The organism is Mesorhizobium sp. SEMIA396 (assembly GCF_024518615.1).
GTDB lineage: Bacteria > Pseudomonadota > Alphaproteobacteria > Rhizobiales > Rhizobiaceae > Mesorhizobium.
Genome location: NZ_JANIFC010000008.1, coordinates 89185 through 104266 on the forward strand (window position 1 = coordinate 89185; position 15082 = coordinate 104266).

20 protein-coding genes are annotated in these 15082 nt (G+C 62.5%); 8 read left to right on the top strand and 12 right to left on the bottom strand.

The window, feature by feature from the left end; all coding sequences use genetic code 11:
- Positions 1-371: 371 nt before the first annotated feature.
- The 3 genes from NP503_RS19760 to NP503_RS19770 all read right to left on the bottom strand — a co-directional run bounded on the left by NP503_RS19760 (position 372) and on the right by NP503_RS19770 (position 2660).
- The gene (locus NP503_RS19760; RefSeq protein WP_127271747.1) at positions 372-587 is read right to left on the bottom strand and encodes a hypothetical protein; all 216 of its coding nucleotides are present in this window, start codon (positions 585-587) and stop codon (positions 372-374) included.
- Positions 588-655: 68 nt separating this feature from the next.
- Positions 656-1315 carry a hypothetical protein gene (locus tag NP503_RS19765; protein ID WP_372958888.1) on the bottom strand — a complete coding sequence of 220 codons (660 nt, stop codon included), beginning with the start codon at positions 1313-1315 and terminating at the stop codon, positions 656-658.
- A 22-nt stretch (positions 1316-1337) separates the two neighbouring features.
- Positions 1338-2660, bottom strand: a complete 1323-nt coding sequence (locus tag NP503_RS19770; protein ID WP_245456832.1) for a YadA-like family protein — start codon at positions 2658-2660, stop codon at positions 1338-1340.
- Positions 2661-3071: 411 nt separating this feature from the next.
- Between NP503_RS19770 and NP503_RS19775 the strand changes: the two genes are divergently transcribed.
- Entirely contained in the window at positions 3072-4208 is a 1137-nt protein-coding gene (locus tag NP503_RS19775) for a helix-turn-helix transcriptional regulator (protein WP_127271745.1), read from the top strand.
- A gap of 131 nt (positions 4209-4339) precedes the next feature.
- Complete coding sequence (locus tag NP503_RS19780) at positions 4340-4957, top strand: LysE family transporter (protein ID WP_127271743.1); 618 nt, start codon at positions 4340-4342, stop codon at positions 4955-4957.
- Positions 4958-4981: 24 nt separating this feature from the next.
- Here NP503_RS19780 and NP503_RS19785 read toward each other — a convergent pair whose 3' ends face one another.
- The 5 genes from NP503_RS19785 to NP503_RS19805 form a co-directional block, all read right to left on the bottom strand.
- A complete protein-coding gene (locus NP503_RS19785; RefSeq protein WP_127273828.1) occupies positions 4982-6076 on the bottom strand; it encodes a helix-turn-helix transcriptional regulator in 1095 nt (364 codons plus the stop codon).
- Complete coding sequence (locus tag NP503_RS19790; RefSeq protein WP_127270922.1) at positions 6073-6351, bottom strand: hypothetical protein; 279 nt, start codon at positions 6349-6351, stop codon at positions 6073-6075. Before NP503_RS19790 ends, NP503_RS19785 begins: the two co-directional genes overlap by 4 nt.
- Positions 6348-7454 (bottom strand): helix-turn-helix transcriptional regulator, encoded by a 1107-nt coding sequence (locus NP503_RS19795; protein WP_127270920.1) that lies wholly within the window; start codon positions 7452-7454, stop codon positions 6348-6350. The genes NP503_RS19790 and NP503_RS19795 overlap by 4 nt, the downstream gene beginning before the upstream one ends.
- Positions 7455-7720: 266 nt before the next feature.
- Positions 7721-7861 carry a DUF1127 domain-containing protein gene (locus tag NP503_RS19800; RefSeq protein ID WP_013529236.1) on the bottom strand — a complete coding sequence of 47 codons (141 nt, stop codon included), beginning with the start codon at positions 7859-7861 and terminating at the stop codon, positions 7721-7723.
- A 160-nt stretch (positions 7862-8021) separates the two neighbouring features.
- The gene (locus NP503_RS19805) at positions 8022-9032 is read right to left on the bottom strand and encodes an NAD(P)H-quinone oxidoreductase (protein ID WP_127272530.1); all 1011 of its coding nucleotides are present in this window, start codon (positions 9030-9032) and stop codon (positions 8022-8024) included.
- A 123-nt stretch (positions 9033-9155) separates the two neighbouring features.
- Here NP503_RS19805 and NP503_RS19810 point away from each other — a divergent pair, with 123 nt between their 5' ends.
- From NP503_RS19810 to NP503_RS19820, 3 genes are read left to right on the top strand one after another with little or no spacing between them, the layout of a single operon-like run.
- Positions 9156-9350: a DUF1192 domain-containing protein gene (locus NP503_RS19810; protein WP_127269295.1), complete on the top strand. Its 195-nt coding sequence runs from the start codon at positions 9156-9158 to the stop codon at positions 9348-9350.
- A 5-nt stretch (positions 9351-9355) separates the two neighbouring features.
- Positions 9356-10687, top strand: a complete 1332-nt coding sequence (locus NP503_RS19815) for an MFS transporter (protein ID WP_329608556.1) — start codon at positions 9356-9358, stop codon at positions 10685-10687.
- 32 nt (positions 10688-10719) lie between these two features.
- Positions 10720-10983, top strand: a complete 264-nt coding sequence (locus NP503_RS19820; protein ID WP_013529232.1) for a helix-turn-helix transcriptional regulator — start codon at positions 10720-10722, stop codon at positions 10981-10983.
- Positions 10984-10989: 6 nt separating this feature from the next.
- Here the strand turns inward: NP503_RS19820 and NP503_RS19825 are convergent, their stop codons facing one another.
- Positions 10990-11646, bottom strand: a complete 657-nt coding sequence (locus tag NP503_RS19825; RefSeq protein WP_127269297.1) for a glutathione S-transferase family protein — start codon at positions 11644-11646, stop codon at positions 10990-10992.
- A 105-nt stretch (positions 11647-11751) separates the two neighbouring features.
- Complete coding sequence (locus NP503_RS19830; RefSeq protein ID WP_127269298.1) at positions 11752-12582, bottom strand: alpha/beta fold hydrolase; 831 nt, start codon at positions 12580-12582, stop codon at positions 11752-11754.
- Between the two features lie 100 nt (positions 12583-12682).
- On the opposite strand from NP503_RS19830, the gene NP503_RS19835 reads away from it, so the two are divergent.
- From NP503_RS19835 to NP503_RS19845, 3 genes are all read left to right on the top strand, one after another.
- A complete protein-coding gene (locus tag NP503_RS19835) occupies positions 12683-13204 on the top strand; it encodes a helix-turn-helix domain-containing protein (protein ID WP_127269299.1) in 522 nt (173 codons plus the stop codon).
- Positions 13205-13281: 77 nt separating this feature from the next.
- Positions 13282-13515, top strand: coding sequence for a hypothetical protein (locus NP503_RS19840; protein ID WP_027037125.1), 234 nt, complete (start codon positions 13282-13284; stop codon positions 13513-13515).
- A 150-nt stretch (positions 13516-13665) separates the two neighbouring features.
- On the top strand, positions 13666-14097 hold the full coding sequence (locus NP503_RS19845) for a heme-binding protein (protein WP_127272531.1): 432 nt from the start codon (positions 13666-13668) through the stop codon (positions 14095-14097).
- A 78-nt stretch (positions 14098-14175) separates the two neighbouring features.
- Here NP503_RS19845 and NP503_RS19850 read toward each other — a convergent pair whose 3' ends face one another.
- Together NP503_RS19850 and rpmF are read right to left on the bottom strand one after the other, a co-directional pair.
- On the bottom strand, positions 14176-14577 hold the full coding sequence (locus NP503_RS19850; RefSeq protein ID WP_023810946.1) for a hypothetical protein: 402 nt from the start codon (positions 14575-14577) through the stop codon (positions 14176-14178).
- Between the two features lie 245 nt (positions 14578-14822).
- Complete coding sequence (rpmF, locus tag NP503_RS19855; protein ID WP_008834724.1) at positions 14823-15005, bottom strand: 50S ribosomal protein L32; 183 nt, start codon at positions 15003-15005, stop codon at positions 14823-14825.
- Positions 15006-15082 lie beyond the last annotated feature (77 nt).

Below are 15082 nucleotides of genomic sequence, written 5' to 3' on the forward strand. Positions count from 1 at the left end.
CGTCAGTGTTTCCTGCCAATGGCTGATCGAATGCCGCCGGCTTTCCTAGTCGTCAAATGACGACGGTCCGCCGCTTTGTGCCGCCAATGACCGCTTGCGGTGGCCGGACTGTTACATCGAGGATACACATTCCATTCGACTAATTTACCGGCGAGTGGGGCGACAAGCCGCACGAAAACCCGTCGGCCCGAGCTACCTTGCACAGCCAGCCATGTTGCCCCTTGCACAACATGGCCGGCAGCAGCAAAGAGCCGGCTTTCGAGCTTGATCCGAAGGATCAGCTTGTCGGCGCCGACGGTCCGCCTCTAGCCCGCGCCAACTGGCCGAGCCGACCATGACAGCGGTCTCGCCACGAAGCGCAGAAGGCACGATTAATCGAGGAGCCGATTTGGCTTGCCACCATCCATCTTGCTTTTGTGGATACGCTCCAGAATTGCGCGGGCAGCCTCGGCTCGCTCCTTCGGCCGCCCGGTCAGAAGCTGGCCTCCCAGTGAAGCCGGCATCTCCATCTCGCAATCCCAGACCGTCCATGCGTTGGTCGGGTCGAGTATGCAAATGTACCTCTGGAGCCTTTTTTCATCGGTCAACTCAGGTGCTCCCGACATCGAGGCTACGCACAGGACTTGGCAGGACCAGCGCATGAACACTCCACACGCTACGGCTTGACCGGTTTGGTCTCTTTCTTCGGCTGTACGGCCATCGACGGCCCCTCCGGCGGCGGGCCGGCGGCGTCCGGCTTCGACTGCTCTGCCACCGGCGTGTCGGGCGCTTGCGGGCCACCTGATGTCAGGTTGACGGACACGCCGTAGATCTTCCACTGCCGGTCAGTTGGCTCGAACATAAGCTCGAAATTGACCTGCAAGGGCACCGACGGGAAGAAGCCAGCCATATGCAGCATACCGTTCGGCTCGATCTGAGGCAGCAAGGTCAGCTGCGGCTCGAGCACCGCGACGGCACCGAAGTCGAGTGCCTGCTTGCGCTGGTTGGCGAAGATGTCGCCGAGCCCTGCCGCACTGTTGGCCTGGAAATTCGGCGAGCCGAGATCGCGCAAAACGGTGTAGTTACCGGTCTTGTTGGCTTGGTCGAGCGCCAAAAGCGCACCGCGGATCAGGATCAGCACCCCATTGCGGTCGATACCGGCAGGCCGCGCCGTCTTTTGCCCCACCCGCTTTTCCTTGGCTTGCGCATGCGCGGGCTGCGCAGGCACCGCGGCGGCCATCAGCGCGATGGCCAATGCGGCGAAAAAACCGCGGGCGCCCGAAGTCCGCCAACCGGGCGCCCGCCACTGCAACGGCACGGAATGCTGAAGCCCCAAACCCCGCATCATCCCGGCCGCGTCAGTTCAGTGTCCATGAGGCTCCAACGCTGACGCCGACATCGCCACGGCCGGTGGTTGCCGATACGGCGGCGTTCATGCGGAACTCCTCGCTGGTGTTGTAGCCAAGGCCGAGCGCCAGCCCCGATTGCCCTTTGAAATGACCGAAGCCGCCAGCCAGCGACAGTTTGCCGGGCCTGTCGTCGTAGCGCAGCCCCGCTGTCGCCAACGCCAGCGCGGTGCCGGCACGCGCTTCCGTGCGGGTTTCGCTGATCTCGCCGCCCAGGTTCTGGAAGCCGGACTCCAACGCACCGACGCGGCCGTCGAGAGCCGCGATGTTGTTTGGCAGGTCGTTCAACGCTGCGATATCAAAGGTGGATGTCGCCAGATTGCCGGCACCGTCCGTAGTCACCAGATGCGTGACGCCAACCTGCTCAGCCCTGCTGGCATCCGAGGCAACACCCGAAAGCGTATAGGTGTTCGTGGCACTGCCGAGCTTAACCTGGTTCGTGCGGTCGGTCACAATACCCTGGCCGATGGCGACGGAATTGTCGAGATTGGCCTTCGCACCGCTGCCCAACGCCAAGGCATTCGAGGCATTGGCCGCGGCGCCAGCTCCGACCGCCGTCGAATTCACCTGCCCATCGGCGGAGATGCCCGCCGAGGCGCCGCTGCCCAGGGCGGTGTTTGCCCTGTTCTGGAAGCCGTTTATTGAAGTTCCGCCGGTAATGGCCTGCGCTCCAACAGCGGTGTTGTTGTCTCCATAAGCCGATGCGGAATAGCCATTCGAAACCGAGTAATCGCCCAGTGCCTTGCTGCTCATTCCGGTAGCCGTTGCCCCTCCCTCGCCGGTGGATCCCTTCGCCTGGCTGTCGTAGCCTGTAGCCGTTGAACCGTAGCCCAGGGCCTTGCTCGCCGAACCGGTCGCAGTCGCATAGAGCGACGTGGCCTGGGCGCCCTGTCCCGTCGCGGTGGCATCAGGGCCCGACGCTATTGCGTGGTAGCCCGTGGCGGTGGACTGCGAACTCGTTGCTTCCGCATAAGCGCCTGTCGCCGTTGAAAGTCGGCCTGTCGCCTTGGAACTTGCACCGAACGCGCTGGAACCCAGCCCATTGGCCGTTGCGAAAGTCCCCACTGCGGTCGATATGTCCCCCTCAGCCTTGGCCAAGGTTCCGACAGCCGTAGCAAAGCCAAAGGTGGGGCTCGCCGGATCAGGCGGATTGGCGCTGGCCTGGGAGCCACACGCTAAGCTGTTCGGTCCGGAAGAGGTCGCACCACCATCGGTGCCGTCGTCTATCAGACAGCGATACTGCGCAAAGCCGCTGCCGGTCGTCAGCAGCAGCATTGTCCCCGCAAGCGCTAGTGACAGGCGAATTTTCAAAGAGAAAACCAACATCCACCCCCGAGAATGACGCCGCGGGGTTGCCTTGCACCAGACTTGATGCCTCTCCAGCCACCCCACAACGATTGTTTCGGCTCAGCGTTGGAAGAGATCCAACGAGCAATAAGCCGAACCTGACAATGGCGAGGCATCCCGAACAGTCGTCATATGACGACTGTTCGTCGCTTTGTCGGGTGGTTACGACCTTGTTGAACGAGGCTGTGACTCCAAAACCACAGATTAGTTTCTTCTAATACTTCGCGGGCTTGACCTGGAACCACTACAACTTGGCTGCACAGCGTCACAACTTGCGCGAGACGATCCGCATGTTTAGGCTTTCTCCCCAACGACAATCCTTGAACGCCGGAAGGGTCAATGGCTGACGTCAGCATCGAAGCGGTCTCCGCAGTGGTCGGCAAGGTCTATGAGGCCGCCTATGACCAGGGCCGCTGGCTCGATGCGGTCAACGGCCTGCGCGATCTGTTCGGCGGCTCGCGCTCCTGCATCGTGCGCATCAGCCCACAGACCTTTGACGCTGTTGCAACCGATTTCGATCCGGAGTTCACCTCGCCAAAGGGCATCGAAGCCCTGCTGCGCGATCCGCTCGCTGCCGCATCGGCCGCCTTGCCCCTTGGAGAGGTCAGTCGGTGGCCCCTGACGGAGGAGGTGGCGGCGTTCCGCCGCCGCGAACTCTGGCAGGACTGGCTGCGGCCGCGCGACATGTATCACGGCCTCGTCTCCAACCTGCTCTCGTCGAACGACTCGCACTGGATGCTCAGCATCGATCGCGGCCCAGGGCAGGAAGCCTTCGGCGCCGAAGACATCGACCTGTTGCGCAAGATCGTGCCGCACATGCGGCGCGCCGGACAGATCGGCCAGCAGTTGGAGAAAACGTCGGCCCTGGCGTCGGCGTTTTCGCATCTGCCATTCGGCGTGTTTCTGATCAACGGCCATCAGCAGATCGCACAGATGAACGGGGCCGCCGAAGCGATGTTGTCGCGGCCCGACAGTCCGTTGCGATTAAGGGATGGCACAATCGCGGCCGCCAGTGCCGAGGATACGCAGGAGCTGGAGCGGCTGGTTGCCGACGCCTGCTCGCTGCATGACGGGGTCATACCGGGCGTCGGCGGTACACTGCTGGTGCCGTCCGATCGCCGGCAATCCGACCTGGCGCGACTGGTGCTGTCGGTGGCGCCGTTCGTCGATGCCCGTGCCTATGGCCTGGCGTCCGAACGTTGCGCGGTGGTCATGGTGACGGAGGTCGCCCGCCGTATTCCCGACGGCTTCGAGTTGTATGTCCGCGAGCTATTCGACCTGACGCCGGCCGAAGCCCGCCTGGCGACGGAACTGGCATCGGGACGCTCGCTGAAGGAGGTCGCGGCAGCGTCCAACATCACGGTAAAGACCGGCCGCACCTATCTCGAACGTATCTTCGCCAAGACCGAAACCCGCCAGCAGAGTGAACTGGTGGCGCTGCTCAAGAGCACCGAACCGCTCACCGGGCGCAGGTAGCAACCTGGTTTTTGGAACCCGACAGTCGGCATATGCCGACTGTCGGAGGCAAAGCATTCCGTGCAAGTTCCGCCCTCGATTGCAGCGGCCCGCCTTGAGGCGGCGGGCCGCTGCCGATGCGGGGAAAGTCGATGTTCGAAACCGGACACGCCGTGGTGGCGGGGTTGCTTCCGTTCGCCATTTCCTATGCGCTGGTGGCAATGCTGCCCGGCGCCAACTTCGCCGTCGTCACGCAGGCCGCGCTAACCGCTTCGCGCGCCACGGCTCTGTCTGCCGCCGCCGGTGTTGCCTTGGGCGCGAGTTCGCTGGCGACCATCGTCGCGACTGGCGCCGGAGCGTTGCCGTCAGGGGGCTTTGCACACCAGATGGCCGCCAGCCTCTACGGTGCAATGCTGGTCTTCATCGGTTGGAATTCGATGCGGCGGGCGCTGTCGATCAAGGTTGGCTTCGACGTGCCGAAGCCCGTTCCAATCACGCGATACTTTCGGCTGGGCTTTGTCACGGCAGTGGCAAACCCTGCCACCGCATTGTTCTTCGCGTCCTCCACACTGAACTTGGATGCGCGCGGGGCAATGCACCTATCCTTGGCTGTGCTGGTTTTTGCCATTGCCATCGCCTGGTTTGGCCTTCTCGGCCTTTGTATTTCCCAACCGGTCGCCCAGCGATTTTACGCACGTTTTCGAAAGCATGCAGACATCGTATTGGGAGGAACTCTGGTGGCGCTCGGCTTCTCCGCATTTGGACATTGAGCGACAGGTGTATGCGCCCACTTGTCAGCCGCGGTTGGGCAGCTCCACGTTCTTCAGCAACGCCACGAGCTGGCTTTGCTGGCGGGTTCCGGTCTTGGCGAAAATCCGTTCGAGATAGGTGCGGCCGGTTTTCACGGTGATGTTGGAACGCGCCGCCGCCTCCTTCAACGGCCGCCCTTGCGAAAGGGCGGCCGCCAGCCGCGCTTCGGCGGGCGTCAGGTCGAACAGGCCGGCAAGCAGGGTTGGCGAAGGCACCATGGAACTGGCGCTCACCGCCGTCGCGGCGATCAGGATGTCGCCCCCCGAAAAGATATCATGCGCCGAACGGAGCAGCGGCAGGACATGGACGATGATCGACTGCCTGTCTTGTCGCGCGGGTACCGGGATTGATCGGACCGAGGGTTCGATCTCGCTGCGCACGGCGGCGATGGCTTGCTGAAACAAAAGGTCTGCTTGCACATCGCCAATCGCCATGCTGCCGAAGGCGACCGGCAGGAACATCGCGGGCATGGCCTCAAGCAGCGGGTTGGTGGCCAGCACGCGTCCATTGGATGAAAGGACAGCAGCCGGCAGTCCCATTCTTTCCATTGCCGCAACTGTTCCTTGCGCGCGCTCAAGCCCGAGCCTCGCCGCAATCAGGCTGGCACGCGCCAGATGCGGCCGCAGCGCGTTCATTCGCGCGAGATCGTCTGCCGAAGGACGATCGTTGTCGCGCCAGCGCTCGGTCGAAAACAGTGCCATTTCCCCCGTCGGCATGACGATGAACGAACCAATCTGTCCGCCAATCCCCAGCGGCCGGGTGCGATCGAGGCGCAGGTGATTGCTTGCCAGAGCTCCGGCGGGGAAATAATCGGCGTCGTAGACAAAAGCCGAAGGCGGGGTCATCGAGAAGAGGAGTTGCACCTCCTCGCTCTTCTGCCATCCATTGGCAGCGTCGAAAGCCTCCAGCACTGGCGAGATCAAATCGGTCGCGATGAATTTTGGCGGGGCTCGGTCATCGAACAGGACAAGCGAGGCGGCAGCCGAGTTGGACTCGCTGCTCAACTGCTCCAGGACGTCGCGCCACATCTCCGGCACGAATGCAGCCTCGTAGATGCGGTCGGCCAGATCGGAAGTCACTTGTGCCTCGTTGGCTGCGCTACCAACTCCGCGTTCTTCACCAAGGCGGCAAGCTGGCTTTGCTGGCGGGTTCCTGTCTTGGCGAATATCCGCTCAAGATAGGTGCAGCCGGTTTTCACGGTGATGGTCAGATCGGACGCCGCATCCTTCAACGGCCGCGGTTCTGCATCAGCGACAATCAGTTGGAACTCTCCGCAGGCGGAACCGGTCGTGCCGGGCCAGAGCTCGGGAACGAAAGCCGCCTCGTAAATCGCTTCGATCAGGCCGCCGCTCATCGGAACGGCTCCGCGCTCTTCAACAAGGCGACAAGCTGGCTTTGTTGCCGTGTCCCGGTCTTGGCGAAGATCCGTTCGAGATAGGTGCGGCTGGTTTTGACGGTGACGTTGGAGCTTGCCGCTGCCTCCTTCAACGGCCGCCCTTGCGCAAGGGAGGCCGCCAGCCGCGCCTCTGCGGGCGTCAGGTCGAACAGGCCGGCAAGCAGGCTTGGCGACGGCACGGTGGCGCTGGCGCTCATCGCCGTCGCCGCAACCAGAATGTCAGCCCCGGAAAAGATCTCATGCGCGGCACGGCGCAGCGGCAGGAGATGAATGACCAGCGCCGGTTGGCCCTCCCTGGCTGGAATGGGGATGGAACGCACGACCCGATCTTGCAAATTGTGCGTAATGGCTTGCCGGAAAAGCTCATTCGCGGACACGTCGGCAAGTGCCATGCCGCCATGTGCGGCGGCGATGAAAACGGATGGCATGTTTTCCAGCAGCACATTGGCCGTCAGCACGCGTCCCGATGCAGTCATTACCGCCGCCGGCAGACCAAGGGCCTCGAGAGCCGAGACGCTCGCTTTGGCCTGCTCCATGCCCAGCCGCGCCGATACCAGGCCGGCACGCGAAAAGTGCGGGCGAAGCTGGTCGAGCCTGTCGATCGACGTCTGATCGTAGGTGCCGTCCCGCGTCCAGCGTTGAAAGACAAATGTAACCAGTTCGCCGCTCGGCATGGCAACCGCCGAACAGATATGAGCGCCGATACCTGCCGCCCTCAATTGTATCCGTACCGGATCATGCTCGAGCTCGTCGGCAGTCAGAAAATCTTCGACCTGCACGAAACTCGCCGGTTGCAGGCTGCACATGCGCTGAATCGCATCGGAGAATTTCCAGCTGTCGCCGGCAATGAATTCATCGAACAGGGAGCGGACGGTTTCAAGGGAATTGCCATGCCCGGGAGACTCGTCACTCAACCGGCCGCGAACGGGGGAGCCGTCGCTGAACAGGAAGATCGCGCCGTCAGCCGAACTCGAAAGCTCGCTGGCCGCTTCGAGCGCACCCGCCCATAAATCCGGCACGAACGCGGCCTCGTAGATCCTGTCCGTAAGATCATCGAACATGAGAGCGCACAGTCCTTTCAGAGTCAGCGTCTTGCCGGCTCGGATCGTCAACGCGCTCCCACACGCCAACCGATACCCGCAGGATCAAAATGCCATGCTGAAAGCTGAGGTCAACCTCAGATTGCTGTCGAGCCGCATGCAGTTGCCGGCCCCAAAACGACAAAACCCGCCGGACTGGGTCCAGCGGGCTCGGAACCGCGACAAAAGTCGTCTGGTGCGGCTCTGGCTTCCACGGCTTGGTCCGCCGGAGCGGACCAGACGTGGCTTTAGATAGCCCTGCGGGCGATCTTTTCGATGTCGGCGCGGTTGATGCCGAGATCGCTGAGCTGACGTGCGTTGAGACGGTTCAGTTCGCGGACGGTCTCGGTGTACATACGCCAGTTACGGAAAGCGCGGATCGGGTTCATGGTAGTCCTCCAAATTGATGTTCGTTTCGATGGTGCTCAAATAGGCGTCATCGATGAGGACTTGAATGGCTGATTTTGCATAGCAATGATGCAAATGCTGCATTGCAGCATTAAGCTTCTGTTCATCTTGTAGGCAGCGAGGCGCTGACCTCGCTCGCTGTCAGCCGACGTCGAGCACGATCTTGCCGATGTGTTCGCCGTCCTCCATCCGCTCATGCGCCCGCCAGGCTTCGCTGAGCGGGAAGATCATGTCCATGACAGGAGCAACCTTGCGCGTGCCGAGCAACGGCCACACCTGCGCTTCCAGCGCCGCCGCGATCGCCGCCTTGAACTCGACGGTGCGCGGCCTCAGCGTCGACCCGGTGTGGGTAAGCCGCTTGACCATGATTTTCGAAAAATCCGCGCTTGCGACAGCGCCGGCCTGCACGGCGATCTGGACGATCCGACCCTCGACCGCAGCGGCCTCATAGTTGCGCGCCACATAGTCGCCGCCGACCATGTCGAGGATGACGTTGGCGCCCTTGCCGTCCGTTGCCTCCTTGACCGCGGCGACGAAATCCGCCTCGCGATAGTTGATCGCCCGGTCTGCGCCGAGCTTCAGGCAGGCGTCGCATTTCTCCTTGCTGCCGGCGGTGGTGATGACATAGGCGCCGAAGGCCGAGGCAAGCTGGATCGCCGTCGCGCCGATGCCGGACGAGCCGCCATGGACGAGCAGCGTCTCGCCTTTCTTGAGGCCGCCACGCTCGAACACATTGTGCCAGACGGTGAAGTAGTTTTCCGGCACCGCCGCGGCTTCGGTATGGGTGAAGCCGGCGGGCAACGGCAGCACGCTCCCGGCATGCACCTTGACATATTCGGCATAGCCGCCGCCGGGCGTCAGCGCGCAGACGCGGTCGCCGATGCGCCAGCGCGATATGTCGTCGCCAAGGGCCGCCACTTCGCCCGACGCCTCGAGGCCCGGCAGGTCCGACGCGCCGGGCGGCGGCGGATAGGCGCCCTTGCGCTGCTGGATATCGGGCCGGTTGACGCCGGCGGCATGCACCTTGATCAGGATCTCGCCGGGGCCGGGCTGCGGCACGTCGCGTGTTTCCGGCTTCAGGACCCGAGGGCCACCCGGCTCCGAGATCGCGATGGCCGTCATCCTTGCCGGAATTTTCTGTCCGCTCGCCATGAGATTTCCCGTCTTTCCTCGCCGTTGTCCGATCGGCTGTTTGCATCGACGCCCCTGCCCTATGTATGCTGATTGCCAAATCAGGCAAATGGCCAATCTGGTCTTGGCGGAGGAGGAGCGACGATGGCGATCTTCGACGACGAACCCAAGAAGAAGTCACGCCCGCACGAGATCGGGCAGGACCTGTCACTGCTTTCCGTCAGCGACTTGACCGAGCGGATCGGTATCCTGCGCGACGAAATTGCCCGCCTGGAAGCCGAACTCAAGGCCAAGGACACCACCAAATCCGCGGCCGAAGCACTGTTCCGCCGCGGATAGGCGCGCTGGCGCAAAGCCCGCCGCCGAAAAGCCCGAATGCGGCTGTCTTCAGACCCAGCGTCCCCGCCAAACCTGAGCCGGATCAAACAATGTTCGCAACCTACCGACCGATCCTCTCGCTGCTTCGCGGCACCGCTTTCCTGCTCGCGGCATCTGGATTGCATGGACTGCTCTTGCCCCTGCGCGGTCAACTGGAAGGTTTCTCGACCGCATCGCTCGGCCTGATGGGCACGGCATGGGCCGGCGGCTTCGTCACCGGCTGCTTCTTCGCACCGCGCATCGTGCGCCGCGCAGGCCACGTTCGCGCCTTTGGCGCCTTTGCCGCATCCGGCGCCATCGTGGCGCTACTGACCGGGCTGATCATCGACGAATATGTCTGGATCCTGCTGCGCGCCTTCACCGGCTTCACCATGGCCGGTGCCTTCATGGTCATCGAAAGCTGGCTGAACGAGAAGGCCACCAACGAGAACCGCGGCACCGTCTTCGGCCTCTACATGATGGTCACTTATGCCTCGATCATGGGCGGGCAGATGATCGTCGCCGGCGGCGACGTGAAGTCCGCATCGCTGTTCATGATCACCGGCATCCTGTTTTGCCTATCGCTCATTCCGACGGCGGTCTCGACCGCCTCTCACCCCAAGCCGCTGCAGGATGTCTCACTTGATGTCAGAGGCCTTTATGCCAATTCGCCGGTGTCGGCGGTCGCTTGCGTGTTGATCGGCATCGCCAACGGCGCCTGGGGCACGCTTGGCGCCGTCTATGGCGCCCGCATCGGCATTTCCACGGCCGAGATCGCCCTGATGATGAGCCTTGTGGTCGTTGCCGGTGCCGCGATGCAGCTTCCGGCCGGGCGTCTCTCCGACAAGACCGACCGGCGTTTCGTGCTGGCGGGAGCGGCTTTCGGCGGGGCTTTGTTCGCGCTCTTGATCTTTCTGTTCGAGCCGCGCTCCGGCGTCTTCGTCATCGTCTTCACTGCCGCCTATGGCGCCTTCGCCTACACGCTCTATTCGATTGCCGTGGCGCATGCCAACGACCACGCGCGCTCGGAGGATTTCGTCAAGGTATCTGGCGGGCTGTTGCTGCTCTACGGCTTCGGCACGATGATTGGACCCTTGCTCGCCGCCGCTTTGATGGGCTGGATGCGCCCGGAAGGTCTGTTCTTGGCGACCGCCTTGGCGCATCTCTGCCTGGCAGGCTACACGCTGCTGCGCATCAGCCGCCGCGCGCCGGTGCCGATCGGCGATCGTGATGCCTTCAAGACGCAGCCGGCCGACCGTTCGGTCACCCCGGAAGCATTGCGGCTCGATCCCAGAAGAAAAGCAGAAGCAGACGGTTGAGATTCGAAAGGCTTTGCCTCACTAATACAGGCATGATGTTTTCCGACGCCTTCATGGCGATTGCCGATCCCAATCGGCGCCATCTTCTGGAAGAACTTCGCCGCGGCCCGAAAACCGTCACCGAACTGGCCGCCGGCTTGCCGGTCTCGCGCCCGGCTGTGTCGCAACATCTGAAAGTGCTGCTCGATGCCGGCCTGGTCCACGCCAAGCCGGAAGGAACAAGGCGCGTCTATACGGTAAGCGGCACCGGCTTCCTCAAACTCAACATCTGGCTCGATCAGTTCTGGGAAGCCTAACCCCGATCAACCGTTGTTGTAGGGGAAGAACTTGAAGTAGGGCTGCGCCTCCTCGATCACCCGGGCGAAGGCGGAGCGCTGCAGCAGCCGGTCATGGTAGCGTTTCACGGTCGGATACTTGTCGCCGAACGGCTCGACCTTGTTGGCATAGAACAGCGCCGGGGACGCTGCGCAATCGGCCATGGTGAAGGTGTCGCCCATCGCCCAGATCTTCGACTGCATGTCTTGTTCGATGATGGCATAGGAATTGCGAAGCTGGTCGCAGGCCTGCTCGACGCCGAACGGGTCAGTCTTGTCCTGCGGCCGCAACCGATCGCCGACGATCTTCTGCATCGGCTCCTGCACATAGAAATCATAGAAGCGGTCGGCTTGGCGAACGGCCAGCGCCAGGTCGATGTCGGCGGGAACGAGGTCGACCGGCCCCGGATAATGCGCGGCCAGATATTCGACAACAATGGTCGATTCCAGCACCGTGCGGTCGCGCGCATCGTCGCGCAGCGCCGGCATCTTGCCGGCCGGCGAAATCTTCAGGAAGGCCGCGCGCGACTGAGCATCGCCAAGATCGACGATGACAGGCTTGAACGGCGTGGCGTTCTCGTACAGCGCGATCAGCGGCTTCCAGCAGAAGGAGGCCAGCGGATGGAAATGAAGCGTCAGGGACATTTTTTGCTCGCCTGTTTCCTGGTTTATCGGTGGCCGGCGCCGGGCATGCTCGTCATAGGTAAACACTGCGGCAAGGATTGCTCGTCAAGGCCTGCTTTTGCCGCTTCAAGCGGCGTGGGCGACGATGCCGGCAACAATCATATCCCAGTCGTTTGGATGCAGCTCGTGGCCGCCACCTTCGATCCGGATGATTTTCGCGCCGGTGACCGCCTTCCCCAGCGCCTCGCCATGTTCGACCGGAAAGATCGGATCGGCCGTGCCGTGGATGACCAGCAGCGGCGCCGTCATTTCATGCAAGCGGCCTTTCCACGCGTCGCCGCCCCTGAGCATGAAATGGTTGGTCGCGCTCAGGAAGCCGCCGGAGCGGTCGTGATCCTGCTCGACAAAGGCACGCATCCGGGCCTCGTCGAATGGATGTGCGACGCTGGCGATCGCCCGCGCATCCCTGACGATGAAATCGACCACCTGGCCACGGTCCGACCAATCGACTTTGGCGCCCTCGGCCGAATGCTCGATATAGGCATCGCTCGTCTGCGGCAGGTGCGAAGTGTCGGTTCCCACGGGCGTGCTGCTGATGACGGTCAGCGATGCGACACGGGACGGGTGTTCCAACGCCACAAGCTGCGCGATCATGCCGCCCATCGACATGCCGACGACATTCGCCTTGCCGATACCGTGGTCGTCGAGAACGCGCATTGCATCGTCGGCCATATCATCGAACGTGTAGGGCGGCTCTCCCGGCTTGTATTTGGTCGAACGGCCGGTATCGCGATTGTCGTAGCGGATCACGAACAGGCCGGCATCGGCCAGTTCCCGGCAAAACGCCTCCGGCCACCACAGCATCGAGGCCATCGCTCCCATGATCAGCAACAGCGGCGGGTTCGCCGGATCGCCAAAGGTTTCGGATATGATTTCGGGGCGTTCGGTCGTCGTCACGGTGCGGCCTCCTCTCCTGCAATACTGATTGCATTTTGCAATCGGTTGCACGATAATAAAACTGATACGACAATGCAACTGGTTTTGGAGAAAAAATCTCATGAGCATGGATCGCCGGTCCGGATGTCCGATCAACCTGTCGCTGGAAGTGTTCGGCGATCGCTGGAGTCTGATCATCCTTCGCGACATGATCTTCGGCGGCAGGCGTCATTTTCGCGAGCTGCTCAACGGATCGATGGAAGGCATCGCCTCCAACATCCTCGCCGATCGGCTGAAGCGGCTGATGGAACTGGGCATGCTGACCAAAGCCGACGACCCCTCGCACAAGCAGAAGGCGATCTACAGCCTGACCGAAATGGCGATCACGCTGGTGCCGATCCTGGCCCATCTTGGCGCCTGGGGCCGCGTCTGGCTGCCGGTCAGCGAAGAACTCTCGATCCGCGCCGAACTTCTGGAAAAGGGCGGACAGCCGATGTGGGACAAATTCATGGACGAGTTGCGCCATGAACATCTCGGCAAGCCGCTCGATACCGCCTCGGGTCCTTCTGTCCGCGCCACCTTGCAGGCCGCCTATGAAGCCCTGGTTGCCAGCAAGGCTCTCGCCGCCGACTCTGCCGCTTGACCAACTTATTTTCCCGTTTGGGGGCCGGCTCTGCTAGAAGAAGCGGAAAATCACAATTCACGGGATTGGATAAGGTCTTGGTTGAGAACTCTCGGGATGCTGCCCGCGCACGCGCCGACCTGCGCTTCAAGAAGCAGGAAGAGGCGGCAACCGTCCGCCAGAAGGCGATGGCCGAATACGTCGCCGAGAGCGACGCCCGCCAGGCCAAGACCAACAAGCTGCGGGCGCTGCGTCTCGCCAAGGAAGCCGAAGACCTCGCCAACGCGCCAGCGGAACCTGCCAAGAAGCCGGCCCGCGCCAAGAAAAAATGACCTGAAGCCGCACAGGCACCAACTCCTATCCGGAGGCTGTGACGGTCGCTTCCTTCCCACCTCTTCACGCGAAGCAATTTCAACCGAAACCGGGATGTTATCTCGCCCGTCGACGGTCGATGATCGACGCCTTTCAGACAGGAGACCGCCATGACCGCACTGCCGCTCGAAAAAGCCAGGCAAATCATCGATGCCGCCTTTGCCAAGGGCTCCGATCTCAAGCTTAAGCCGCTTGGCGTCTCGGTGCTCGACGCCGGCGGGCATCTGGTCGCCTTCCAGCGCCAGGACGGCGCCTCGTTCCTGCGCCCGCAAATGTCGGCCGGCAAGGCCTATGGTGCGCTCGCCATCGGCATGGGCTCGCGCAAAGTCGAGGCTTTCGCCAAGGAGCGCCCGCACCTCGTCGCCGGCATCTCGGACGTCTCTGGCGGACGCGTGCTGCCGGTCGTCGGCGGCGTGCTGATCCGCGACAAGGCCGGAGCCATCCTCGGCGCCGTCGGCATTTCAGGTGACACGTCGGACAATGACGAAGCCGCGGCCATCGCCGGCATCGAGGCCGCCGGCTTCACCGCCGATCCGGGCTGAGCGTCGGGGACGTTACGGGCGTTTCCGACAACTGTCAGCGCAAGCGCCCGTCAAACTTCCGCCTTCCGCGCTGGGGACCTAATTCAGATTGATGTCCCGGCTGGCCGATCGCATCGACACCGCGAATCCGGCCAGCACATCGAACAGCGCGATGACCATCAGCGTGAAGAAGACGGAATGGGCGGCGCCCTTCACCAGCAGGAACTCGACCAGGAAGGCCACGAATACCAGCGTCGACAGAAGATGGTCCATGATCGAGGCATTGGTCGTGCGCACCGACTTCGCCATTTCGAGGAACAGGAAGACCAGCCCGATCAGTATCATCAGGTCGCCCAGCGTCATCGAGAACACGCCGCCCGACATCATACTGAAGGAGAAGACCTCGCTCGCCCACGGATCGTCACCGCTGCCGAAAATTCCCAGCAGTCCGAGGTTGTAGAGCACGAAAGGCACGATCAGCAGCGGAATGGCACCGAACATCTGGCGTCTCCATGTGGGGGCGATCCTTTGTAGAATGCGCCATGGCCACGTCGTCAAGATGTTTCGCCATCAGCGCTGAACACGGTCGAAGACCGCACGCAACAACCATGTCAGCCGGTTGCCGGCCGAAGGATTTGCAACGCCGGCGGTGCACGCCTCGAAATGCGCTGCCGTCCGGCCCAAACGCAAAAGGACCAGCCACCGGCCGGTCCTTATGGAAATTCAAACCTTTGAAAAAGCTGGTCTCAGCTTTCCTTGGGCGTCAACACCTGACGACCGCGATACATGCCGGTCTTCAGGTCGATATGATGCGGACGGCGCATTTCGCCGGAATTCTTGTCCTCGACATAGGTCGGGGCCTTGAGGGCGTCGGCCGAGCGGCGCATGCCGCGCTTGGACGGAGAGGTTTTACGTTTCGGAACGGCCACGGATATGCTCCACTACATGGTCAAAAGCCCCGCCCGCCCTCGTGAAAGGGCCATGTCGGGGCCTAAATCTGAGAAAG

What these genes read in the sequence shown, in the direction of transcription:
- NP503_RS19770 (WP_245456832.1), bottom strand. Translation starts at nt 2,660, where the DNA reads ATGCTGCTGCTGACGACCGGCAGCGGCTTTGCGCAGTATCGCTGTCTG.
- NP503_RS19845 (WP_127272531.1), top strand. Translation starts at nt 13,666, where the DNA reads ATGACCGCACTGCCGCTCGAAAAAGCCAGGCAAATCATCGATGCCGCC.
- NP503_RS19805 (WP_127272530.1), bottom strand. Translation starts at nt 9,032, where the DNA reads ATGGCGAGCGGACAGAAAATTCCGGCAAGGATGACGGCCATCGCGATC.
- NP503_RS19795 (WP_127270920.1), bottom strand. Translation starts at nt 7,454, where the DNA reads ATGTTCGATGATCTTACGGACAGGATCTACGAGGCCGCGTTCGTGCCG.
- NP503_RS19810 (WP_127269295.1), top strand. Translation starts at nt 9,156, where the DNA reads ATGGCGATCTTCGACGACGAACCCAAGAAGAAGTCACGCCCGCACGAG.
- NP503_RS19835 (WP_127269299.1), top strand. Translation starts at nt 12,683, where the DNA reads ATGAGCATGGATCGCCGGTCCGGATGTCCGATCAACCTGTCGCTGGAA.
- NP503_RS19800 (WP_013529236.1), bottom strand. Translation starts at nt 7,861, where the DNA reads ATGAACCCGATCCGCGCTTTCCGTAACTGGCGTATGTACACCGAGACC.
- NP503_RS19780 (WP_127271743.1), top strand. Translation starts at nt 4,340, where the DNA reads ATGTTCGAAACCGGACACGCCGTGGTGGCGGGGTTGCTTCCGTTCGCC.
- NP503_RS19850 (WP_023810946.1), bottom strand. Translation starts at nt 14,577, where the DNA reads ATGTTCGGTGCCATTCCGCTGCTGATCGTGCCTTTCGTGCTCTACAAC.
- NP503_RS19790 (WP_127270922.1), bottom strand. Translation starts at nt 6,351, where the DNA reads ATGAGCGGCGGCCTGATCGAAGCGATTTACGAGGCGGCTTTCGTTCCC.
- NP503_RS19820 (WP_013529232.1), top strand. Translation starts at nt 10,720, where the DNA reads ATGATGTTTTCCGACGCCTTCATGGCGATTGCCGATCCCAATCGGCGC.
- NP503_RS19825 (WP_127269297.1), bottom strand. Translation starts at nt 11,646, where the DNA reads ATGTCCCTGACGCTTCATTTCCATCCGCTGGCCTCCTTCTGCTGGAAG.
- NP503_RS19775 (WP_127271745.1), top strand. Translation starts at nt 3,072, where the DNA reads ATGGCTGACGTCAGCATCGAAGCGGTCTCCGCAGTGGTCGGCAAGGTC.